Genomic DNA, 22,167 nt, shown 5'->3' with positions numbered 1-22,167 from the left:
TTTTTTTCTCCTGCGCCAAATGCCAAAGCAACCAGCTATCAACGGTACCAAAGACCAGCGTTCCAGCCTGATACGCCTTCGCCACCGCAGGCGTATTGGCAAGATGGCGCGACGCCCAAAGATAAGGAGAGCGTATCCCAACCGGTCGCCCAATCCGCGGCAGCAGTTTTGCATCCCATTCAGGGGCTAACTGGGCCAGTTCATCCGTGAAACGCGCATCCTGCCATACCATCGCCGGAGTTAATGCCTTACCCGTTTGCGCATCCCACAGCACTGCCGTTGAGCGTTGGGTCGCAATCGCCAGCGCCACAATGCGCATCTTGTTGCATTGCGCGTTAGCTATCGCTTTGCGACAAACCTCAATAGTGGCCTGCAAGACCTCATCAGCATCTTGTTCCACCACACCATGACGCAGACTGCTGACCTGAAGCGGCTGGTATTCCAGGCAGTGAACCTGGCTATTTTGTGCAACAACTGCCGCACGGGTCCCCGATGTACCTTCATCGATAGCCAGAATGACATCTTCGTATTCACTCATTTCGTACTCCTGTTTGATTCTGGGGTCATCGACTCTGGATAAGGTGAATGGGGTGATTCGAACTGCGGCGCACCTGGCTCGTTATCCGGCTGAATAGTGGTGCGAGTGGGGTCCCACGGAATAACAAAACAGATAATGCTCGCAAACAGCGGCACGGCAGACATGATCAGGAAGGTCGTTTGCAGGCCATACAAATCACGGAATACCGGGAAAATAAACAGCCCGAGCGCCGCACCTATTGCCCCGAGCGCACCGACCACGCCGTTCGCGCCAGCCCGCAGTTCACTGCGAAAAGAGAGTGACGACAGGCTTTTCCCGTTTGCACCAGGTCCGCCAGAGTGGCAAAGAATAAACAGTGCAGGGACCAGCAAAGAGGCCCAAAGTGGCATAGTGTCACTGAACAGACCCAGCGTGAGTAGCACGAGGAAGGCCACGGCAAAACCGATCGCCGAGGAGCGGCGCAATCCCAGACGGCGGCCAATCGCGGGAGATAAGAAACCGCCGACGATACCGAAAACGTTAAAAAATAGTGAACATAAGGTTGCGTAAACAAAATTTTTACCAAACATCGCAGCACTAATAACCGGTAAATACCAGCCCACACCGAAATATTGGATTGACTGACAGATTTGAACGGTCGAAGCCAGAATCGTACGTGGTAAATAGACGCCACGGAATATTAACAGCACATTTCTTGCGCCTTTTTCAGCCTGACCAATAACGGGTTTCTGTTCTGCTTTCGGCGCCAGAATAAACTGTTCACCATATATTTTATTCATGGCAACGATAGCTTCAGGTAATCGGGATTTCCTTGCTAGCCAAACCGGGCTTTCCACTAAATAACGGAACTGGAAAAACAGAACGATGATTCCACATAACGCCGTTACAGCAATGGAATAACGCCAGATGGCATCACCTACGTCCCATGAGTAAAACATCAGCGCTAATACCAAATTTAAACAAACGGCAACATACCAGACACCCTGCCAGGTATTTAGACGGCTTTTGAGTTTCACAGGCGTGAACTCTGCCAGCATGGCCATTGCCACAGCAAAGTCCATCCCGTAAGAGACGCCAACAAAGAAGCGACCCACGATTATCGTGCTAAAACTGGAGGATGACATCACCAACAAAGCACCAATCACCGCCATTATTTTGGCAATGATCAGCGGTGGCACACGACCCCAGCGATCGGCTATCCAGCCGCCAATCGGGTTAAATAATATGGCGACCCAGGATGAAAATGAGGTAAGTAGTGCAACTTCGGTCGCAGTAAGATTTAAATTGCGGGTCATTGGGTTTAATCCAGCACTGAGAGCTGAATTTGAAAAAGCATCAAGAAAAAGGCCGCCTAGTGCCAACCACCAAATAACACCAGCTCTGCCACTGATTTTTCCCCTGGCATCGATGCAATTAATGACATCATCTACACCGCGGATTTTTATCGGATTTGAGAATGAACATGCGGACATGGCTTTCCCCTTCATAATATTCGGAAGAAGGTCGCCATTAGCTAAAAAAATGCAATAAGAGACCATCTTAATTTCACAGATAGTCTCTTATCTAAAATCTGTATTTTTCCACTCTAGAAGGTAACCCAAAGCGTGTCAAAGCGACTTTTAGTCTCGTCGTTGATTCTGTGACATGTAGCCCAAATGTTAATGAATAATTACAAAATGAGGTCGTTATGAGCCATTTTTCTGTTCTCAGCGGGTGGGATACCACTGTGACTGTACGTAGCCGCCTGATTTGCGCTGAACGTTCGCCGTTCTCCCTGTACGACGCTATTGCAATATCCATCCAAAATAGGTGTTGAATACCAAGTTCGCTTTTATCCTAAATTTTACCGCTCACAACAAAAACCTTAAAATTCATAAAGATACGCTAACACACATTTGATCGTGATTATTTAAAGCACTAATTTTTCGTTATGTTGATCACATTCGCATCAAAAGAATGGTGATCTTAAAATAGGTTTTAAATATTGTGGTCAGGCCGCTAGACCACAATAAGAGGATATATCATGAAAAGAAAAACAATGGGATGGCTTATCGTTTTTCTTCTTTTTATAGTTTACATGCTTAACTATATGGATCGTTCAGCATTGTCGATCACCGCTCCACTCATCGAAAAGGAATTAGGATTCAATGCTGCTGAGATGGGTATGATATTCAGCGCATTCTTTGTTGGTTATGCACTGTTTAACTTTATCGGTGGCTGGGCCAGTGACCGATTTGGTCCCAAAACAGTATTTCTGGTCGCCGCGTTACTCTGGTCAGTATTTTGTGGGATGACCAGTCTGGTTACTGGATTATGGACTATGCTGGCTGTCCGCGTATTATTCGGCATGGCTGAAGGGCCGGTCAGTGCTGCAGGTAATAAAATTATCAATAACTGGATTTCGCGTAAAGAATCTGCCACTGCCATCGGTATTTTCAGCGCTGGCTCGCCGTTGGGTGGCGCAATTTCCGGTCCGGTAGTTGGCCTGCTGGCTCTTTCATTAGGCTGGCGTCCGGCGTTCGGTATTATTTTCCTGTTTGGTTTAGCCTGGGTATTACTTTGGTATTTCATTGCCAGTGATAAACCTTCAAAAAGTAAACACCTCGCCCCGGAAGAACGTGTCGATTTTGAAAACCATGATGACATCATTTTAGCGGATGACGGTAAAGCGATGCCTTCTCTCGGATACTACATGAAGCAGCCGATGGTGTGGGCAACGACGCTGGCCTTCTTTAGCTATAACTACATACTCTTTTTCTTCCTGACCTGGTTCCCAAGCTATCTGAACCACTCGCTACACCTTGATATTAAAGAAATCAGCATTGCAACGGTGATCCCCTGGGTGATTGGTGCAATCGGCATGGTATTGGGTGGCGTATGCTCTGACTTTATCTATCGGGTAACGGGCAATGCCCTGCTTTCTCGCCGTCTCATTCTCGGTGTTTGCCTGGCTGGAGCGGCAATCTGTGTGGCGGTTTCTGGAACAGTTACCACTATCGGCAGTGCCGTTGGATTGATGTCAGTCTCGTTATTCCTGTTGTATTTAACTGGACCTATTTATTGGGCAGTTATTCAGGATGTCGTACACAAAGATAAAGTGGGTAGCGTCGGTGGCGCCATGCATGGGCTGGCAAATATCTCCGGAATCATTGGCCCTCTGGTCACCGGATTTATTGTTCAGTTCAGCGGTAAATATGATTACGCATTCTATCTGGCTGGTGCTATTGCGATTGTTTCCAGCTGTCTGGTATTCGTATTTGTCAAAAATAAAGGATTAAAAACAAATGAAAGTCAAAGCTGTCTACATCAATAAACCTGGTGAAATTGAAACCCGTTGGGTTGATTACCCAGAAAAGAAAGATAATGAAGTATTAATAAAAGTTGATGCTGCTGGAATATGTGGCTCTGATATAGGTGCATTTCGCGGCACTAATCCCCTGGTGACCTATCCACGTATTATTGGACATGAAGTCACTGGTATTGTTATTAAACAAGGCAATGGCATGCCAGCAAATATTAAGGAAGGTGACCGCGTTATTGTTGATCCTTATATTTATTGTGGCCATTGCTACCCCTGTTCAGTGGGGAGGACAAATTGCTGTGAAAACCTGAAGGTAATTGGCGTACATATTGATGGTGCGATGCAGGAGGTGGTAGCTCACCCCGCGCATTTGATTCACAAAATCCCGGATGACGTCGCCACTGAGATGGCTCCGTTGGCTGAACCACTGACTATCGCACTGCATGCGCTACATCGCGCCAAACTGACGGCCGGGGAGCATATCGCCATTATTGGAGCCGGTGCGATTGGTCTGATGGCAGCATTGAGCGCATTGCGCTACGGTGCGACGCCAATTCTGATCGATATCGTGGACGAACGACTTCAGTACGCAAAATCGCTGGGCGTGCCTTACGTCATCAATCCGTCGAACACCCAGGTTGTTGAGGCGATAAAAGATATCACACAGGGGACGATGGCACAGGTTGTCGTCGAAGCATCTGGTGCCAACAGTGCAATTCGCGAAACGCTGGATCTTGCTTCGTTTGCGGGTCGTATTGCTTTCACCGGCTGGCCAAAACAGGAGACATCGTTACCCACTAACCTGATCACGTTTAAAGAGTTGGATCTGCGCGGATCACGTACCAGTGCTGGCGAATTCGAAGAAGCGTTACAGATGCTGGCTACGCTGAACATTAATCCTGCGGATGTCGTCAGCAAGGTGGTGAATATTGATGATGTGCCTGACGCCGTGAAGGAACTCGATCAATACCCGGAACGCTATCTGAAGATCAATGTGACCTTTCATTAATTTTTCCAGGAGATAAAGCGATGGAACAAACCTGGCGTTGGTATGGCCCGAATGATCCCGTGTCGTTGTCCGATGTTCGTCAAGCCGGTGCAACGGGTGTGGTAACTGCGCTGCACCATATTCCAAACGGTGAAGTCTGGTCCGTAGAAGAAATTCTCAAACGCAAAGCGATCGTGGAAAAAGCCGGTCTGGTCTGGTCGGTCGTGGAAAGCGTGCCGATCCATGAAGACATCAAGACCCACACGGGCCAGTACGATCTGTGGATCAAGAATTACCAGCAGACGCTGCGTAATCTCGCCCAATGCGGCATCTTTACCGTGTGCTACAACTTCATGCCGGTTCTGGACTGGACCCGTACCGACCTGGAATATGTACTACCCGACGGTTCAAAGGCTCTGCGCTTTGACCAGATTGAGTTTGCCGCCTTTGAACTGCATATCCTCAAGCGTCCCGGTGCGGAAGCGGACTACAGCGCGGAGGAAATTGCACAGGCGCACCAGCGTTTTGTGAATATGAGCGAAGAAGACAAAGCTCGGCTGACACGAAATATCATTGCAGGTCTGCCAGGTGCTGAGGAAGGCTATACGCTGGACCAATTCCGTAGCCACCTTGCAACCTATAAAGATATCGACAAAGCGGCCTTACGGGAAAATTTCGCCTGGTTCCTGAAAGCCATTATTCCGGTAGCGGAAGAAGTGGGTGTACGTATGGCGGTTCATCCGGACGATCCACCGCGCCCAATTCTTGGCCTGCCGCGCATCGTTTCTACTGTAGAAGATATGCAGTGGATGGTGGACACCGTAAACAGTACAGCCAACGGTTTTACGATGTGTACAGGCTCTTACGGCGTACGCGCAGACAACGATCTGGTTGATATGATCAAACAGTTCGGCCCACGGATTTACTTTACGCACCTGCGTTCCACACAACGTGAAGAGAATCCCAAAACCTTCCATGAGGCGGCACATCTCTCCGGGGATGTCGATATGTACAGCGTAGTGAAAGCGATAGTCGAAGAAGAACAGCGACGTAAAGCTGAAGGCAACGCCTCACTTATCCCCATGCGACCAGACCATGGTCATCAAATGCTTGATGATCTGAAAAAGAAAACCAACCCAGGGTATTCCGCTATTGGTCGCCTTAAGGGCCTGGCTGAAGTACGCGGCGTTGAACTGGCTATCCAACGCGCCTTCTTCAATCAGTAACCACATTGCCGCATGGTATCCCTGCCATGCGGTTTTTCACTTTCAGTCAGGACCGGTCTTTGATAGCGCATTATCAAAGAAGATCATCAATGACAGGAGTTTGTCATGGACAAGAATCTCGCCACCGCCCAGATTTCCACCCCACGACCACGCTGGGATCGTTCACGCCTCGTTTCGCGCATCGTACATCTTGGTTGCGGCGCTTTTCACCGCGCTCATCAGGCGCTCTATACACATCATTTGCTGGAAAGCAGTGACAGCGACTGGGGTATCTGTGAGGTCAACCTGATGCCCGGAAACGATGCCACACTGATTCAAAACCTGAAGGCGCAGGATCTGCTGTACACCGTTGCCGAGCGCGGAGCACAAACGACAGAGCTTAAAATCATTGGCGCGATGAAAGAAGCGCTGCATCCTGAATTTGACGGCTGTGAAGCCATTATCCACGCAATGGCACGTCCCGAAACGGCCATCGTTTCGCTGACCATCACCGAAAAAGGATATTGCACAGATGCCGCCAGCGGCGAGCTGGATCTGAATCATCCGTTTATCCAGCACGACATTGCTCACCCACAGTCCCCCAAATCAGCAATGGGTTATATCGTCGAAGCCCTCGCGCTACGCCGTCAGCAGGGATTGAAGGCTTTTACTGTGCTGTCCTGCGATAACGTACGAGAAAATGGCCACGTCGCAAAAACCGCTGTCCTGGGTTTAGCCGCCGAGCGCGATCCGCAACTGGCTGAGTGGATTGCCGAACAGGCAACGTTCCCATGCACGATGGTAGACCGCATCGTTCCGGCAGCGACAGAAGAGACGTTAGCGCAAATCGCAGAACAGCTGGGGGTAGATGATCCCTGTGCCATTGCCTGTGAGCCGTTCCGTCAGTGGGTGATTGAAGATAACTTTGTCAATGGACGCCCGGACTGGGATCGCGTGGGCGTACAGTTTGTAGCAGATGTGGTGCCATTTGAGATGATGAAGTTACGCATGCTCAACGGCAGCCACTCTTTCCTGGCCTACCTTGGTTATCTGGGCGGTTATGAAACAATTGCCGATACGATGACCAACCCGGCGTATCGCAACGCTGCGCGTGCTTTGATGCTCAATGAACAAGCGCCGACACTGTCGATGCCGGAAGGAACAGACCTTGCGGCTTATGCAGAGCTGCTGATTGCGCGCTTTACTAATCCATCACTGAAGCACCGAACCTGGCAAATTGCGATGGATGGCAGCCAGAAACTACCACAACGCTTGCTGGACCCCATTCGACTCCATCTGAAAAAAGGCGAAGATGCTCGCCATCTGATGTTGGGAGTCGCCGGTTGGATGCGCTACATCAGCGGTGTGGATGAACAAGGTCATCCGATTGAGGTGATAGATCCGCTGTCAGCACAGTATCAGGCTATTTATCAACAGTATCCATCAATAGAAGAACGTGTCCGGGCGCTGTTAGCAATTGACACTATCTTTGGGCGAGACCTTTGCGAGAACACAGACTTTATCGAACGCGTAACCGCTGCCTGTCAGCAATTGCACAGCGTAGGCGCACGTGCAGCGGTAGCCGCTCTGAGCCAATAGCGTGGTGTTATTAAAGACCCACGATCTGTCTGACATAGGCCAGATGTTCCAGCGATTTTTGGTAAGCACCGTCAGCATCAGCCTGGCGGATCGCATCCACAATCGCTTTATGCTGTGTATTCATGCTGGTTAATACATCCCGATTGCCGGAACGTTTGTCCAGTCCGGCATACGGGATGTTAACGCGCTGTTCCCACAGCATTCGCGACATATCAAGCAGTACGCGGTTCTGGCTGGCTTCTGATACTGTTAGATGGAATTGCTTATCGAGGGAATAAAAACCATGCACATTGTTTTCGCTAATGGCCTTTTCCATGCTGAGATGCAGTGCTTCAAGCTGGCTAATTAGATCTTCTTTCCCGGCCTGAGCAGCAAGACGCGCACAATGGCTGTCGACCAACTCACGCGAATAGAGGATTTCTTCAATCGTATAATCACTGGTGGAATGCTTTTTATCAGCAACAATTACACCATTACCTGACTGGATGGTGATCCATCCGGAAATCTCCAGCACAATCAGCGCTTCTCTGAGCGATGCGCGACTTACACCGAGTTGCTTCGCCAGCTCACGTTCGGGTGGTAAGAAGCTTCCCGGCGGAAAAATACCATCATTGATGAGCTTAATGATGAGATTGGCTATCTTTTGATAGAGCCGCTCCTGTTTTACCTCAGGAATAACCATGTGTCTCCCGTTCTCTTATCTGTGCGATTTTTAACTGATTTATCATATCATTCCTGGAGTTAAGAAACGCACGTCAGAGTCAGTTCATGTATCACACATCACTATGATATTTTTTCTTATTATGTGCAGACAGAGTCTTTCACTTATTCAGACACCAAATCCTGTGCACATGCCCAGGCGCTCGACCACGCCCACTGGAAGTTATACCCACCCAACCAGCCGGTGACATCCATCACTTCACCAATAAAGTACAGCCCTGGCACTTTGCGGGCTTCCATCGTGCGCGAAGACAGTTCGTTGGTATCCACGCCTCCCAGCGTGACTTCCGCTGTGCGATACCCTTCGGTACCGTTCGGCTGCACCCGCCATTCGGTCAGCGTTTCGACCAGCGATTGCTGATCGCGCACGTTAAGTTGTTTCAGCGTCACATCCGGGATTTGCCCTAATTGCTGCAGGCATTCCACCAGACGTTTCGGCAACTGCATCGCTAACGTGTTCTTTAAGCTCTGATTTGGATGTGCGCTTCGTTGTTCATCGAGGAAGCTCGCAAGGTCAACATCCGGCAACAAATTAATGCTGACAAATTCGCCGGGCTGCCAAAAACTGGAAATTTGCAAAACGGCCGGGCCTGAAAGCCCACGGTGCGTAAAGAGCAGGTTTTCACGAAATACGGTGCCGTCTTCAGCGGTGATAACGGAAGGAACAGACACGCCTGAGAGTACCTGAAGCTGCTCCAACAGTGGCTTATGCAGCGTGAAAGGCACCAAACCGGCACGGGTCGGCAGAACCTTCAGACCAAACTGTTCGGCAATTTTATAACCAAACGGCGTTGCTCCCAGACCCGGCATGGAAAGCCCACCGGAGGCAATAACCAATTTCTTCGCACCGACCGTCATCCCGTTCAGTTCCAGAATGAAGCCATCATCATCCTGTGCGACGCTCAGGACTTCGCTACGTAAACGCATCGTAACGTTACCTTTTTCGCATTCGGCCACCAGCATATCGACGATTTGTTGGGCCGAATCATCGCAGAACAGCTGGCCGAGCGTTTTTTCATGCCAGGCAATGCCGTGTTTACCCACCAAATCGATAAAGTCCCACTGCGTATAGCGAGCCAGCGCCGATTTGCAAAAATGCGGGTTTTGACTCAAATATGCAGCCGGTTCCACATAAAGATTGGTAAAGTTACAGCGCCCTCCGCCGGACATGAGGATCTTACGTCCAGGCTTTTTACCATTATCAATCAGCAGTACTTGACTGCCTGCTTGCCCTGCCTGCGCGGCACAGAACATACCCGCTGCGCCAGCGCCTATAATAACGGTATCAAACCTTTCCACGTTGCGATCCTCTCTAAAAAGCGGGCGTGAATTGTAAAGATTCCTCAGTGGTCGCACCAGCACCAAACTATCAATAATAGGTATTTACCTGAATTCTATAGGATAATTCTTTAGTGGTGTAAAACAAAGCAGGAGACAAATCAAAAAAACTCTATATTTCACTTTGCCCGCGCCGCCAAAGTCACTGATAATGCGCCGCGTTCATGTCCTCAAAATGGCGTAACGTCCTATGCTACATTTGTTTGCTGGCCTGGATTTACATACCGGGCTTTTATTATTGCTTGCTCTGGCTTTTGTGCTGTTCTACGAAGCAATTAACGGCTTCCACGATACAGCCAATGCTGTCGCAACCGTGATCTATACCCGTGCAATGCGTTCGCAATTGGCGGTGGTCATGGCTGCGTTGTTCAACTTCTTTGGTGTTTTGCTGGGTGGTCTCAGCGTAGCTTATGCCATCGTGCATATGCTACCAACGGATCTGCTGCTCAACATGGGTTCTTCACATGGCCTCGCCATGGTGTTCTCCATGCTACTGGCGGCAATTATCTGGAACCTCGGTACCTGGTACTTTGGTCTGCCTGCATCCAGCTCCCACACGCTGATTGGCGCGATCATTGGTATTGGTTTAACCAATGCGTTGATGAACGGGACTTCAGTGGTGGATGCACTTAACATCCCGAAAGTGCTCAATATTTTCGGTTCGCTGATCATTTCCCCTATTGTCGGTCTGGTGTTCGCTGGCGGTCTGATCTTCTTGCTGCGTCGTTACTGGAACGGCACCAAGAAGCGGGCACGTATTCACCTGACGCCAGCAGAGCGTGAAAAGAAAGACGGTAAGAAAAAGCCGCCGTTCTGGACGCGTATCGCGCTGATCCTCTCCGCTATCGGTGTGGCGTTTTCTCATGGCGCTAACGATGGGCAGAAAGGTATTGGTCTGGTAATGCTGGTACTGATTGGCGTAGCGCCTGCAGGCTTCGTGGTGAATATGAATGCTTCTGGTTACGAAATTACGCGTACCCGTGATGCTATCAATAACGTCGAAACCTACTTCCAGCAGCGTCCTGATCTGCTCAAACAGGCGACCGGCGTTGATCAGTTGGTTCCGTCTCCGACGGAAACGGCGACAACAACACCGGCAGAGTTCCATTGTCACCCGGCAAATACCATCAACGCGCTTGAGCGTGCAAAAGGTATGCTGGCGAACCTGGAAACCTACGACAAGTTAAGCGTTGAGCAGCGTAGCCAGCTGCGTCGCATTATGCTGTGCATCTCTGATACCACCGATAAAGTCGTGAAGCTGCCTGGCGTAAGCAGCGACGATCAGCGACTGCTGAAGAAACTGAAAACCGACATGCTGAGCACCATTGAGTACGCACCCGTCTGGATTATCATGGCTGTTGCTCTGGCTCTGGGCTGCGGTACGATGATTGGCTGGCGTCGCGTGGCGACCACTATTGGTGAGAAAATCGGTAAGAAAGGCATGACCTATGCTCAGGGGATGTCGGCACAGATGACTGCCGCAGTCTCTATCGGTCTCGCCAGTTACACCGGTATGCCTGTTTCCACCACTCACGTTCTCTCCTCTTCTGTTGCAGGGACGATGGTTGTTGACGGTGGCGGTTTGCAGCGTAAAACGGTAACCAGCATTCTGATGGCCTGGGTCTTCACCCTGCCAGCAGCGATTATCCTTTCCGGGGTCCTGTACTGGCTCTCCCTGAAGTTAATCTAAATGCATGCACAGTAAAAAAGCGGGTCAGGAAACTGACCCGCTTTTTTTATATCTGTCGTAGAAATCAGTGCCAGATAATCAGCGCGACCATACTGATTAACACCAGCCCACATAACGCGCTGGTAAGGATGAACTGACCGCGAACCCGCTCACAGCGGCGAATAAACTCATCGTCATGATGATCACGGTAACGCTGAGCGTAGATATACCACACCAGACGCATCTGCTTGTTAGGTTGCCCATGCGAGGTAAAAAAGCCGCCCCCATCGACATACTGGTAAAGTAATGGATCGCAACCACGAAGTACCACTAACAGTGCGCGTAGCGAAGAAAAATAACGCGCCATATTAACAATGCAAACGACACATAAAGCCCAGAATAACGCAATGGTGCTTATCATATCTCCTCCCCGGCGACCCGCCCACGGAACGCCTTTCCGGGACTACCGCTCCCCGATACCCTGCCAAACCATTCAGTGAAGAGTACAACCGAAACCGCTCGTGTTAGTGTCACGCATCCGAGCGCCTCTCTAAATAGTGTAGGAGATTAGTTAATTTTTTTGCCAGAAGGTTAATCACTATCAATGCAATTAACTAAAAAATTTGTTTAACTACTTGGCAAGCAAGGCGGATTGACGGATTATCCCGGTCGCTATAATGTAAGGATAGTCCTTAAAAGGTACGTTTTTACGACTGGGCTAGCCCCGCGCATAAAGTTCGCAGGACGCGGATGACGCGGCGGCAAATGAACGCCAGCAGGCTAGTCATCGACAACTTATGGAAGGAGTAACACTATGGCTTATAAACACATTCTTATCGCGGTTGATCTTTCTCCAGAAAGCAAAGTTCTGGTTGAAAAAGCGGTCTCTATGGCACGGCCTTACAATGCGAAAGTCTCCCTTATCCACGTTGACGTAAACTATTCCGACCTGTACACCGGGCTAATCGACGTGAATCTGGGCGACATGCAGAAACGCATTTCTGAAGAAACCCACCACGCGTTAACCGAGCTGTCCACCAACGCAGGCTACCCTATCACCGAAACCCTGAGCGGTAGCGGCGACCTGGGTCAGGTTCTGGTTGATGCCATCAAAAAATACGACATGGATCTGGTCGTTTGTGGTCATCACCAGGATTTCTGGAGCAAACTGATGTCCTCCGCGCGTCAACTGATCAACACTGTTCACGTCGACATGTTGATTGTTCCGCTGCGTGACGACGAAGAAGCATAAAACGCTGGCCGTCGGGAGATAACCCGGCGCGCTGCAAGTCGTTAAGCCTGTAAACGCCCGCCTGTGCGGGCGTTTTTGTTTTTATCATTCAGACACAATTAGTACATCAATCCAACAAATAAATCATAATTAGTGTGATCAACTAATTGGATCGAAAACTATCTCTATAATAATCTACCCTTACGGCTAATCGCCGCAGTCTATAACAAAATAAGACTTTTTCGGCGCGTTTAAGCATACGCGTTCATACTTTTCGGGATGGCTTTGAAAGGCGAAGGAATATGAATACTACTGCACCTACGGGCTTGCTGCAGCAACCTCGTCCGTTCTTCATGATCTTCTTTGTGGAATTATGGGAACGATTTGGCTATTACGGCGTTCAGGGCATCCTGGCGGTATTTTTTGTTAAGCAACTCGGATTTTCTCAGGAACAGGCATTTGTCACCTTTGGCGCGTTTGCGGCATTGGTATACGGCCTGATATCCATCGGCGGCTACGTCGGCGACCATCTCTTAGGGACCAAACGCACGCTGGTACTCGGCGCCATTGTGCTGGCGATCGGCTACTTCATGACCGGGATGTCACTGCTTAAGCCCGACCTGATTTTTATTGCTTTGGGTACCATTGCCGTCGGTAACGGGCTGTTTAAAGCCAACCCGGCAAGCCTGCTGTCAAAATGCTATCCGCCGAAAGACGCCCGTCTGGACGGTGCTTTCACCCTGTTTTATATGTCGATTAACATCGGTTCGCTGTTGTCACTGTCACTGGCGCCGGTGATTGCCGATAAGTTTGGCTACGCAGTGACCTACAACCTGTGCGGAGCCGGGCTTATCGTTGCACTACTGGTCTACTTTGCCTGTCGTGGCATGGTGAAGAATATCGGTTCAGAGCCGGACCATAAGCCGCTGAATTTCCGTAACCTGCTCTATGTGCTGGCCGGTACGGTTGTGATGGTCTTTATCTGCGCCTGGCTGATGCACAATGTACAGGTTGCCAACCTGGTGCTGATCGTCCTGTCGATTGCCGTAACTATCATCTTCTTCCGCCAGGCATTCAAACTGGATAAAACCGGACGCAACAAGATGTTCGTGGCCTTTATCCTGATGCTGGAAGCGGTGGTGTTCTACGTGCTGTACGCGCAGATGCCAACTTCGCTGAACTTCTTTGCTATCAATAACGTGCACCATGAAATTCTTGGTTTCGCCATCAACCCGGTAAGCTTCCAGGCGCTGAACCCGTTCTGGGTGGTACTGGCGAGTCCGGTGCTGGCCGCTATCTATACCCGTCTGGGAAACAAAGGCAAAGACCTGACCATGCCGATGAAGTTTACGCTTGGCATGTTCCTGTGCTCACTAGGCTTCCTGACTGCCGCCGCAGCCGGGATGTGGTTTGCCGATGCTCAGGGGCTGACGTCGCCGTGGTTTATCGTGCTGGTGTATCTGTTCCAGAGCCTGGGTGAACTGCTGATTAGCGCCCTGGGGCTGGCTATGGTCGCCGCGCTGGTGCCACAACACCTGATGGGCTTTATTCTTGGGATGTGGTTCCTGACGCAGGCAGCAGCCTTCCTGATGGGGGGTTACGTCGCAACGTTTACCGCAGTACCGGAAAACATTACCGACCCACTCCAGACGCTGCCTATTTATACTAACGTGTTCAGTAAGATAGGCCTGGTGACCCTGGCGGTAACGGTTGTAATGGCGATTATGGTGCCATGGCTGAACCGCATGATTAATACACCGAGCACCGAGCAATAACCTTCAGTGCCGGATGGCGGCTATTACCTTATCCGGCCTACATTCAATATGCCCGATCGCCTTGCGCTATCGGGCATTTTAACTCGCTATCCTTTGCGAGCATCAATCCACTCCTGTACTTCCACCACGAAGGTATCTGGCGCTTTGCGATACATTTTGCGCGCCAAGTCCAGAATCGTATGCTGGCCAAGCGCTTCTTCCATGCGCTGCTGCGCCATGTCCATGACCGAGCGCACACCGCAAATACCTTCACAAGCCCACTGGGGCGGATGCTCCTCAAAAACGGCTAAACGCTGGCGAATTTCACGACATTCAAAAATACGCTTATCGCCATCTATGGCATTGACCACATCCAGCACGGTGATGTCTTCCGCGGGTTTGGCCAACTGGAACCCGCCGCCCTTACCCTCGATACTGCGCACCAGACCAGCTTTCGACAGACGGGTGAAGATTTTTGCCAGATAGTCATACGGCACGCTTTGTAGTTCGGCAATTTCCCGCACGCTCATATCCCGCGCGTCGCCTTTGCTATCGACCATACACATCAGGCTATGGATGCCGTACTCAACCCCGGAACTGTAAAATGCCATTTTTTATCTCAGCCAAAATGAATCTGAGTTTATTGTAGCTTTTTCATCTAAGGCATTCCAGATAACAGAGCAACCCCGCATGAACATAAAAACATAAATAGATATTTATCAAACAGATAATAAAACATCCTGGCGTAATACTGAAAAAAGGTTCAGGATCGCATTGCAATCCTTAACTACGACAAATAAAATCCGAGTAAATGATTCGTAGTCACCAGTGAGAAAAAACCAATGCATAAACAAATTCTGATCGTGGGCGCCGGCTTTGCCGGTATGTGGGCAGCACTAAGCGCCGCGCGACTGGCGGACAAACACCAGCAGACCATTGATATTACGGTGATTGCGCCACAGCCAGAGCTGCGTGTCCGCCCACGTTTTTATGAAAGCGCCGTTCATACGCTGGTCGCACCGTTGCAACCGCTGTTTGACGTTACTGGCGTCAACTTCCAGCAAGGTCACGTCGAGCAGATCCTCCCGGACTCTAAAGAGGTGAGCTGGAAAGATGCCAACGGTGACATTCATCTGCGCCGCTACGACCGCCTGGTGCTCGCCAGCGGAAGTCACGTAAACCGCGATATCGTTGCCGGTGCCGCCGAGCACGCGTTTGACCTTGACCAATTGGAAAGCGCGACGGTACTGGAGCAGCATCTGAAAGATCTGGCCGGCCTGCCTGAGAGCGACGCGCGTAACACCGTGGTGGTGTGCGGCGGAGGCTTCACCGGGATTGAGATGGCGCTGGAGCTTCCGGGCCGTCTGCGTGAAATTCTGGGTGAAGATGCTAAGACCAGAATTGTCGTAGTTGAACGCGGCGCTCAGCCAGGCGGACGCTGGAGCCAGGAATTACGCGACGTGATTATCGAAGCCTCTGCTGAACTGGGCGTCGAGTGGCTGGTCAATGCGGAAGTAGAGTGTGTGGATGCTTCTGGCGTCACGCTGAAAGATGGACAGGTGATTTCTTCCCAGACAGTTATCTGGACCGTCGGCGTTCAGGCTAATAGCCTGACAGCACAGATTAACGCCCCGCGCGATCGCCAGGGCCGTCTGCATGTTAATGCCAATCTGCAGGTGGTGGGTCACAATGATATCTACGCCACTGGCGATGTAGCCTACGCCGCCACCGACGATAAAGGCAACCATGCGCTGATGACCTGTCAGCACGCGATTTTGTTGGGCAAGTTCGCCGGGAACAACGCCGCGGCAGACCTGTTAAACATAACACCACTGCCATATCGTCAGGAAAACTACGTCACCTGCCTGGATCTTGGTGCCTGGGGTGCGGTGTATAGCGAAGGATGGGATCAGCAGGTGAAACTGACGCGCGCAGAAGCGAAAAAGCTGAAGGTATCGATTGTTAGCGAGCTGATTTACCCGCCGAAGGCGGACCGTGCGGTAGCGTTTGAGGTTGCCGATCCGCTGGCACCGTTTGTTTAAGCCGTAATGCCGGATGCGGCTAACGACTTATCCGGCCTACTAACGGCACCGAACTGTAGGCCCGATAAGCACAGCGCCATCGGGCACTATAGCTCACCATCTGGCCTATGCCGTTCCCGCATAAATATCAAACCGATGCCCTTTCGTGACTACCGCATTGGGTGTCGCCACATCAGCGAGCGGCGGCGCGTAATCCGGGCGCTTCACCACGACACGTTTAGTCGCCAGCTGACGTGCTGGCGCCAACAAACCATCGGCGTCAAGATCCGGTCCCACCAGCGACTGAAACACGCGCATCTCTTTTTTCACCAGCGCGCTTTTCTGCTTATGCGGGAACATCGGGTCAAGATACACCACCTGCGGACGCGGGGTGATATCGGTTAACGCCGTCAGGCTGGAGGCATGAATCAGCTGTAACCGCTCCTGCAACCACGGGCCAATATCCGGGTCGGCGTAGCCGCGCGTCAGGCCATCGTCGAGCAGCGCCGCAACCACCGGGTTACGTTCCAGCATCCGCACGCGACAGCCCACCGAGGCCAGCACAAACGCATCGCGCCCCAGCCCGGCAGTGGCATCAACCACATCCGGCAGGTAATCGCCTTTAATACCGACCGCCTTCGCCACCGCTTCACCGCGGCCACCGCCAAATTTGCGCCGATGGGCCATCGCACCGCCGACAAAATCAACGAAAATGCCGCCGAGTTTCGGCTCATCACGCTTGCGCAGCTCCAGGTGTTCCGGCGTCATTACCAGCGCCATCAGGTTATCTTCATCGTGTTCCAGCCCCCAGCGGGCGGCCAGAACAGATAAGGCGCCGTCTCCGGCGCCTGTTTCATCAATTAAGCAGATTTTCAATTCCGCTTTACCCTAAATAATTCGAGTTGCATCAAGACAACAAGTGAAGGAATCCCTGGGAACGTACAAATAGTACGTGACCAGGGTGAGTGAGCGCAGTTGCCGAAGAGGCAGCTTGAAGTATGACGGGTAAATCAGCCTTTAATCCCGTAATGCTCAAGCATCGCATCAAGCTGTGGTTCACGACCACGGAAGCGTTTGAACAGCGCCATAGGCTCCTCAGAACCCCCACGGGTAAGGATGTTATCGAGGAACGATTGTCCGGTTTCGCGGTTGAAAATCCCTTCATCTTCAAAGCGAGAGAAGGCATCTGCCGCCAGCACGTCGGCCCACAGATAGCTGTAGTAACCCGCCGCGTAGCCCCCTGCAAAAATATGGCTGAAGGCATGCGGGAAGCGGCCCCACGCTGGGCCCGGCACCACGGCGACCTGTTTCTTGATTTCCGCCAGCGTGTCGAGGATTTTCGCCCCTTGCTGCGGGTTAAACTCTGCGTGCAGACGGAAGTCAAACAGACCGAACTCCAGTTGACGCAGAATAAACAGCGCCGCCTGGTAGTTTTTCGCCGCCAGCATTTTATCCAGCAGTTCCTTCGGCAGCGGTTCACCAGTCTCAAAGTGACCAGAGATAAACGCCAACGCTTCCGGCTCCCAACACCAGTTTTCCATAAACTGGCTCGGCAGTTCGACCGCATCCCATGGCACACCGTTAATACCGGAAACGCCCGCGGTTTCGATACGGGTCAGCATATGGTGCAGACCGTGGCCGAACTCGTGGAACAGGGTAATCACTTCATCGTGGGTAAACAGCGCGGGTTTGCCGTTCACCGGACGGTTAAAGTTACAGGTCAGGTAGGCGACCGGTTTTTGCAACGAGCCGTCACTTTTACGCATCTGGCCGACGCAGTCGTCCATCCACGCCCCGCCGCGTTTATGTTCACGGGCATACAGGTCGAGGTAGAAGCTGCCGCGCAGCTCGTTGTTTTCGTCGTACAGCTCGAAGAAACGAACTTCCGGGTGCCAGACGTCAACATCGGTGCGCTCTTTGGCAGTGATGCCATAAATACGTTTAACCACTTCAAACAGGCCGTTAACCGCTTTGTTTTCCGGGAAATATGGGCGCAGCTGCTCGTCGCTGATGCTGTAGAGGTGCTGTTTTTGTTTCTCGCTGTAGTAAGCGATATCCCACGGCTGCAGCTCATCAACACCAAATTCCGCTTTCGCGAAGGCGCGCAACTGAGCCAGCTCTTTCTCCCCCTGCGGACGGGCACGTTTCGCCAGATCGGTCAGGAAGTCGAGGACCTGCTGCGGGTTCTCCGCCATTTTGGTAGCCAGAGATTTAAAGGCGTAGCTTTCAAAGCCCAGCAGCTGTGCCAGTTCGTGGCGCAGCGCGAGGATCTCTTCCATTATCGGGCTGTTGTCCCATTTGCCAGCGTTCGGCCCCTGGTCAGACGCGCGCGTGGAGTAAGCGCGATACATCTCTTCACGCAGCCCCTGGTTGTCACAGTAGGTCATCACCGGCAGGTAGCTTGGGATATCCAGCGTTAACAGATAGCCTTCCTGCTCTTTGGCTTGCGCCTGAGCCTTCGCCGCAGCCAGCGCGCTTTCCGGCATACCAGCCAGCTCGGCTTCATCGGTGACTAACTTCGTCCAGCCCATCGTGGCATCAAGGACGTTATTGCTGTACAAGTTGCCGAGCTCAGACAGACGCGTGGCGATTTCACCATAGCGCTGCTGTTTTTCCTTCGGCAGACCAATACCAGAAAGCTCAAAATCGCGCAGCGCGTTATCGACCGCTTTTTTCTGTGCGGTGTTCAGGGTGGCGTAATGATCGCCATCACGCAGGTCGCGGTACGCTTTGTACAGGCCTTCATGTTGTCCAACCCAGGTGCTGTATTCAGACAGCAGCGGCAGCGTTTGTTCGTAGGCTTCGCGCAGTTCCGGGCTGTTTTTCACCGAGTTCAGATGGCTGACCGGAGAGAAAATACGCCCCAGTACGTCGTCAACTTCCGCCAGAGGCTGGCAGAGATTTTCCCAGGTGTACGGCGCGCCCTGCGCAACCACGCGTTCAACGTTTTCGCGGCAATCGTTCAGCGCCTTAGTGACGGCAAGCACAACGTGCTCAGGCTGAATTTTAGAAAACGGCGGCAGTTCGAAGGGAGTCAGCAATGGATTGGTCATTAGCGCGGTCCTGTTGAAAAGAGTGAATGAAGCGCGTATCCGGCGCTGTGCATATTAATTTGTACAATGGGGTTAAGTGTAGAGGATTTCAATGCTAACCGTGACGGAAAGACGCCCGGTGGTGCTGCGCTTACCGGGCCTACGGGTAATCTGTGCCGATCTGCTGTAAACTGTGGCAAATCGTCATTTCAGCGGAATTTCATTACCCATGCTCAGTTATCGCCACAGTTATCACGCAGGCAACCACGCCGACGTCCTGAAACACACCGTCCAGAGCCTGATCATCGAGTCGCTCAAAGAGAAAGAAAAACCGTTTCTCTATCTGGATACCCATGCTGGCGCTGGCCGTTATCAGCTGAGCAGTGAGCATGCCGAACGTACCGGTGAATATCTGGAAGGGATCGCCCGTATCTGGCAGCAGGACGATTTGCCAGCCGAACTGGAACCCTACATTGGCGTGGTGCAGCACTTCAACCGCAGCGGTCAGTTGCGCTACTACCCGGGCTCTCCGCTGATTGCCCGCCAGTTGTTGCGTGAGCAGGACAGCCTGCAGTTAACTGAACTGCACCCGAGCGACTTTCCTCTGCTGCGCGGCGAATTCCAGAAAGATGAGCGCGCGCGCGTGGCCAAAGCCGATGGTTATCAGCAACTGAAAGCAAAATTGCCACCGGTTTCACGTCGTGGGCTGATCCTTATCGATCCACCCTACGAAATCAAAAGCGACTATCAGGCGGTGGTCACCGGTATTAACGAAGGCTACAAGCGTTTCGCGACCGGCACCTATGCGCTGTGGTATCCGGTGGTTCTGCGCCAACAAATCAAGCGCATGATCCACGATCTCGAAGACACCGGCATCCGCAAAATTCTGCAAATTGAACTGGCGGTGCGCCCGGACAGCGATCAGCGCGGTATGACAGCGTCTGGCATGATTGTGATTAACCCGCCGTGGAAGCTGGAGCAGCAGATGAACAACGTTCTGCCGTGGTTGCACAGCAAACTGGTTCCGGCAGGAACCGGTCATACCTCGGTAAGCTGGATCGTGCCGGAGTAATCGCAGCCATCGGTGGAACCTTTTAATATCAGGTATACAATCGCGAATATTTTGGCGGATGGCGTAACGCTTCTCCGCCCTACAATGAACATGAAGGAGCGGTCATGACCAAGCACTATGATTACATCGCTATTGGCGGCGGCAGCGGCGGTATTGCCTCCATTAACCGTGCGGCAATGTACGGCCAGAAATGCGCGCTGATTGAAGCCAAAGAGCTGGGCGGCACCTGCGTTAACGTTGGCTGCGTACCGAAGAAAGTGATGTGGCATGCCGCACAAATCCGCGAAGCGATCCATATGTACGGCCCGGATTACGGTTTCGACACCACCATCAATAAGTTCGACTGGGATAAACTGATCGCCAGCCGTACCGCCTATATCGATCGCATTCATACCTCGTACGACAACGTGCTGGGTAAAAATAACGTCGATGTCATTAAAGGTTTTGCCCGCTTCGTGGACGCTAAAACCATTGAAGTGAACGGTGAAACCATTACTGCCGATCATATTTTGATTGCTACCGGCGGTCGCCCGAGCCATCCGAATATTCCGGGTGTGGAATACGGCATCGACTCCGACGGTTTCTTTGAGCTGCCCGCGCTGCCGAAGCGCGTTGCGGTCGTCGGCGCAGGTTACATCGCCGTTGAGCTGGCAGGCGTGATTAACGGCCTGGGTGCCCAAACGCATCTGTTCGTGCGTAAACACGCACCGCTGCGCAGCTTCGACCCGATGATCGTCGACACGCTGGTCGAGGTGATGAACGCCGAAGGCCCGACTCTGCATACTCACGCGATTCCGAAAGCGGTCGTTAAAAACGCTGACGGCAGCCTGACCCTGCAACTGGAAGATGGTCGTAGCGAAACGGTAGATTGCCTGATTTGGGCAATTGGTCGTGAACCAGCCACCGATAACTTCAACCTGGCAGTTACTGGCGTAAAAACCAACGAAAAAGGCTACATCGTCGTTGATAAATATCAGAACACCAGCGTGCCGGGTATTTATGCCGTCGGCGATAATACCGGCGCCGTTGAGCTGACGCCGGTTGCCGTTGCCGCGGGCCGTCGCCTGTCCGAGCGTCTGTTTAACAACAAACCGGACGAACATCTGGACTACAGCAACATCCCGACCGTGGTCTTCAGCCATCCGCCAATTGGCACCGTGGGCCTGACCGAGCAGCAGGCTCGTGAACAGCACGGCGATGACCAGGTGAAAGTGTATAAATCATCATTTACCGCGATGTATACCGCTGTCACTTCACATCGTCAGCCGTGCCGCATGAAGCTGGTTTGCGTCGGTCCGGAAGAGAAGATTGTCGGTATTCACGGTATTGGTTTTGGAATGGATGAAATGCTGCAAGGCTTCGCGGTCGCACTGAAAATGGGCGCAACCAAGAAAGACTTCGATAACACCGTCGCGATTCACCCGACGGCGGCAGAAGAATTCGTTACCATGCGTTAATTGCACTTCATGAGTGTTAAAGGGCAAAGAGGGGTTAGCTCTTTGCCCTTAGTTACGTTTCCGCTATCAGTTCAAAAGTTGCAGCAGATAGCGGATCAGCTCCAGCAACGCGATTAACGCTCCCAGAACGATGATTGCTTTATCAATCACCCGTTTTCTCCATCAGATGGAGTGAGAATACACCCGCTTACTCATCCATTGCCTGTCACGGGGCATGCTCCATTGTTAGATGATAACTATCT

19 protein-coding genes are annotated in these 22,167 nt (G+C 51.7%); 10 read left to right on the top strand and 9 right to left on the bottom strand.

Going from position 1 to position 22,167, the window contains the following annotated elements; all coding sequences use genetic code 11:
- A partial coding sequence (locus tag EHN13_RS18515; protein ID WP_249039301.1) for an FGGY family carbohydrate kinase occupies positions 1-538 on the bottom strand: 538 nt, incomplete at its 3' end.
- Positions 535-2,010: an MFS transporter gene (locus EHN13_RS18510; protein WP_101743158.1), complete on the bottom strand. Its 1,476-nt coding sequence runs from the start codon at positions 2,008-2,010 to the stop codon at positions 535-537. The genes EHN13_RS18510 and EHN13_RS18515, both read right to left, overlap by 4 nt.
- Positions 2,011-2,561: 551 nt before the next feature.
- On the opposite strand from EHN13_RS18510, the gene EHN13_RS18505 reads away from it, so the two are divergent.
- The 4 genes from EHN13_RS18505 (at position 2,562) to EHN13_RS18490 (ending at position 7,631) form a co-directional block, all read left to right on the top strand.
- Positions 2,562-3,851: an MFS transporter gene (locus EHN13_RS18505; RefSeq protein WP_048213619.1), complete on the top strand. Its 1,290-nt coding sequence runs from the start codon at positions 2,562-2,564 to the stop codon at positions 3,849-3,851.
- The gene (locus EHN13_RS18500; RefSeq protein ID WP_101742790.1) at positions 3,823-4,848 is read left to right on the top strand and encodes a zinc-binding dehydrogenase; all 1,026 of its coding nucleotides are present in this window, start codon (positions 3,823-3,825) and stop codon (positions 4,846-4,848) included. The genes EHN13_RS18505 and EHN13_RS18500 overlap by 29 nt, the downstream gene beginning before the upstream one ends.
- A gap of 20 nt (positions 4,849-4,868) precedes the next feature.
- Positions 4,869-6,053, top strand: a complete 1,185-nt coding sequence (gene uxuA / locus EHN13_RS18495) for a mannonate dehydratase (RefSeq protein ID WP_048213621.1) — start codon at positions 4,869-4,871, stop codon at positions 6,051-6,053.
- Between the two features lie 105 nt (positions 6,054-6,158).
- Positions 6,159-7,631, top strand: a complete 1,473-nt coding sequence (locus tag EHN13_RS18490; protein WP_048213622.1) for a fructuronate reductase — start codon at positions 6,159-6,161, stop codon at positions 7,629-7,631.
- 10 nt (positions 7,632-7,641) lie between these two features.
- Here the strand turns inward: EHN13_RS18490 and EHN13_RS18485 are convergent, their stop codons facing one another.
- Together EHN13_RS18485 and EHN13_RS18480 are read right to left on the bottom strand one after the other, a co-directional pair.
- Positions 7,642-8,313: a FadR/GntR family transcriptional regulator gene (locus EHN13_RS18485; protein WP_048213623.1), complete on the bottom strand. Its 672-nt coding sequence runs from the start codon at positions 8,311-8,313 to the stop codon at positions 7,642-7,644.
- 143 nt (positions 8,314-8,456) lie between these two features.
- Positions 8,457-9,650: a BaiN/RdsA family NAD(P)/FAD-dependent oxidoreductase gene (locus EHN13_RS18480; RefSeq protein WP_115642721.1), complete on the bottom strand. Its 1,194-nt coding sequence runs from the start codon at positions 9,648-9,650 to the stop codon at positions 8,457-8,459.
- 229 nt (positions 9,651-9,879) lie between these two features.
- Between EHN13_RS18480 and pitA the strand changes: the two genes are divergently transcribed.
- Positions 9,880-11,379 carry an inorganic phosphate transporter PitA gene (pitA, locus tag EHN13_RS18475; protein WP_048213627.1) on the top strand — a complete coding sequence of 500 codons (1,500 nt, stop codon included), beginning with the start codon at positions 9,880-9,882 and terminating at the stop codon, positions 11,377-11,379.
- Between the two features lie 64 nt (positions 11,380-11,443).
- Here the strand turns inward: pitA and uspB are convergent, their stop codons facing one another.
- The gene (gene uspB / locus EHN13_RS18470; RefSeq protein ID WP_003023371.1) at positions 11,444-11,779 is read right to left on the bottom strand and encodes a universal stress protein UspB; all 336 of its coding nucleotides are present in this window, start codon (positions 11,777-11,779) and stop codon (positions 11,444-11,446) included.
- Positions 11,780-12,172: 393 nt separating this feature from the next.
- On the opposite strand from uspB, the gene uspA reads away from it, so the two are divergent.
- Both uspA and dtpB read left to right on the top strand, forming a co-directional pair.
- The gene (uspA, locus tag EHN13_RS18465) at positions 12,173-12,610 is read left to right on the top strand and encodes a universal stress protein UspA (RefSeq protein WP_003023368.1); all 438 of its coding nucleotides are present in this window, start codon (positions 12,173-12,175) and stop codon (positions 12,608-12,610) included.
- A gap of 281 nt (positions 12,611-12,891) precedes the next feature.
- Positions 12,892-14,364, top strand: a complete 1,473-nt coding sequence (gene dtpB, locus EHN13_RS18460; protein WP_048213628.1) for a dipeptide/tripeptide permease DtpB — start codon at positions 12,892-12,894, stop codon at positions 14,362-14,364.
- Between the two features lie 86 nt (positions 14,365-14,450).
- Here the strand turns inward: dtpB and EHN13_RS18455 are convergent, their stop codons facing one another.
- Positions 14,451-14,954, bottom strand: a complete 504-nt coding sequence (locus EHN13_RS18455; protein WP_048213629.1) for an RrF2 family transcriptional regulator — start codon at positions 14,952-14,954, stop codon at positions 14,451-14,453.
- 231 nt (positions 14,955-15,185) lie between these two features.
- Between EHN13_RS18455 and EHN13_RS18450 the strand changes: the two genes are divergently transcribed.
- A complete protein-coding gene (locus tag EHN13_RS18450; RefSeq protein WP_124021878.1) occupies positions 15,186-16,385 on the top strand; it encodes an NAD(P)/FAD-dependent oxidoreductase in 1,200 nt (399 codons plus the stop codon).
- A 105-nt stretch (positions 16,386-16,490) separates the two neighbouring features.
- Here EHN13_RS18450 and rsmJ read toward each other — a convergent pair whose 3' ends face one another.
- Both rsmJ and prlC read right to left on the bottom strand, forming a co-directional pair.
- A complete protein-coding gene (gene rsmJ / locus EHN13_RS18445; protein WP_124021877.1) occupies positions 16,491-17,240 on the bottom strand; it encodes a 16S rRNA (guanine(1516)-N(2))-methyltransferase RsmJ in 750 nt (249 codons plus the stop codon).
- A gap of 134 nt (positions 17,241-17,374) precedes the next feature.
- Positions 17,375-19,417 carry an oligopeptidase A gene (gene prlC / locus EHN13_RS18440; protein WP_124021876.1) on the bottom strand — a complete coding sequence of 681 codons (2,043 nt, stop codon included), beginning with the start codon at positions 19,415-19,417 and terminating at the stop codon, positions 17,375-17,377.
- A gap of 208 nt (positions 19,418-19,625) precedes the next feature.
- Between prlC and EHN13_RS18435 the strand changes: the two genes are divergently transcribed.
- Positions 19,626-20,468, top strand: a complete 843-nt coding sequence (locus EHN13_RS18435) for a 23S rRNA (adenine(2030)-N(6))-methyltransferase RlmJ (RefSeq protein WP_003023347.1) — start codon at positions 19,626-19,628, stop codon at positions 20,466-20,468.
- A gap of 104 nt (positions 20,469-20,572) precedes the next feature.
- Entirely contained in the window at positions 20,573-21,925 is a 1,353-nt protein-coding gene (gene gorA / locus EHN13_RS18430; RefSeq protein WP_124021875.1) for a glutathione-disulfide reductase, read from the top strand.
- Between the two features lie 66 nt (positions 21,926-21,991).
- Here the strand turns inward: gorA and dinQ are convergent, their stop codons facing one another.
- Entirely contained in the window at positions 21,992-22,075 is an 84-nt protein-coding gene (gene dinQ / locus EHN13_RS18425) for a damage-inducible type I toxin DinQ (protein ID WP_003837776.1), read from the bottom strand.
- Between the last annotated feature and the right edge of the window lie 92 nt (positions 22,076-22,167).

Origin of the sequence: Citrobacter youngae (assembly GCF_003818115.1) — a bacterium.
Classification (GTDB): Bacteria; Pseudomonadota; Gammaproteobacteria; order Enterobacterales; family Enterobacteriaceae; genus Citrobacter; species Citrobacter youngae.
This window is presented reverse-complemented; position numbering and strand designations above follow the sequence as displayed.

What these genes read in the sequence shown, in the direction of transcription:
- dtpB (WP_048213628.1), top strand. Translation starts at nt 12,892, where the DNA reads ATGAATACTACTGCACCTACGGGCTTGCTGCAGCAACCTCGTCCGTTC.
- EHN13_RS18455 (WP_048213629.1), bottom strand. Translation starts at nt 14,954, where the DNA reads ATGGCATTTTACAGTTCCGGGGTTGAGTACGGCATCCATAGCCTGATG.
- EHN13_RS18505 (WP_048213619.1), top strand. Translation starts at nt 2,562, where the DNA reads ATGAAAAGAAAAACAATGGGATGGCTTATCGTTTTTCTTCTTTTTATA.
- uxuA (WP_048213621.1), top strand. Translation starts at nt 4,869, where the DNA reads ATGGAACAAACCTGGCGTTGGTATGGCCCGAATGATCCCGTGTCGTTG.
- uspA (WP_003023368.1), top strand. Translation starts at nt 12,173, where the DNA reads ATGGCTTATAAACACATTCTTATCGCGGTTGATCTTTCTCCAGAAAGC.
- EHN13_RS18500 (WP_101742790.1), top strand. Translation starts at nt 3,823, where the DNA reads ATGAAAGTCAAAGCTGTCTACATCAATAAACCTGGTGAAATTGAAACC.
- pitA (WP_048213627.1), top strand. Translation starts at nt 9,880, where the DNA reads ATGCTACATTTGTTTGCTGGCCTGGATTTACATACCGGGCTTTTATTA.
- uspB (WP_003023371.1), bottom strand. Translation starts at nt 11,779, where the DNA reads ATGATAAGCACCATTGCGTTATTCTGGGCTTTATGTGTCGTTTGCATT.
- EHN13_RS18510 (WP_101743158.1), bottom strand. Translation starts at nt 2,010, where the DNA reads ATGTCCGCATGTTCATTCTCAAATCCGATAAAAATCCGCGGTGTAGAT.
- EHN13_RS18450 (WP_124021878.1), top strand. Translation starts at nt 15,186, where the DNA reads ATGCATAAACAAATTCTGATCGTGGGCGCCGGCTTTGCCGGTATGTGG.
- EHN13_RS18435 (WP_003023347.1), top strand. Translation starts at nt 19,626, where the DNA reads ATGCTCAGTTATCGCCACAGTTATCACGCAGGCAACCACGCCGACGTC.
- gorA (WP_124021875.1), top strand. Translation starts at nt 20,573, where the DNA reads ATGACCAAGCACTATGATTACATCGCTATTGGCGGCGGCAGCGGCGGT.
- EHN13_RS18490 (WP_048213622.1), top strand. Translation starts at nt 6,159, where the DNA reads ATGGACAAGAATCTCGCCACCGCCCAGATTTCCACCCCACGACCACGC.
- EHN13_RS18485 (WP_048213623.1), bottom strand. Translation starts at nt 8,313, where the DNA reads ATGGTTATTCCTGAGGTAAAACAGGAGCGGCTCTATCAAAAGATAGCC.
- prlC (WP_124021876.1), bottom strand. Translation starts at nt 19,417, where the DNA reads ATGACCAATCCATTGCTGACTCCCTTCGAACTGCCGCCGTTTTCTAAA.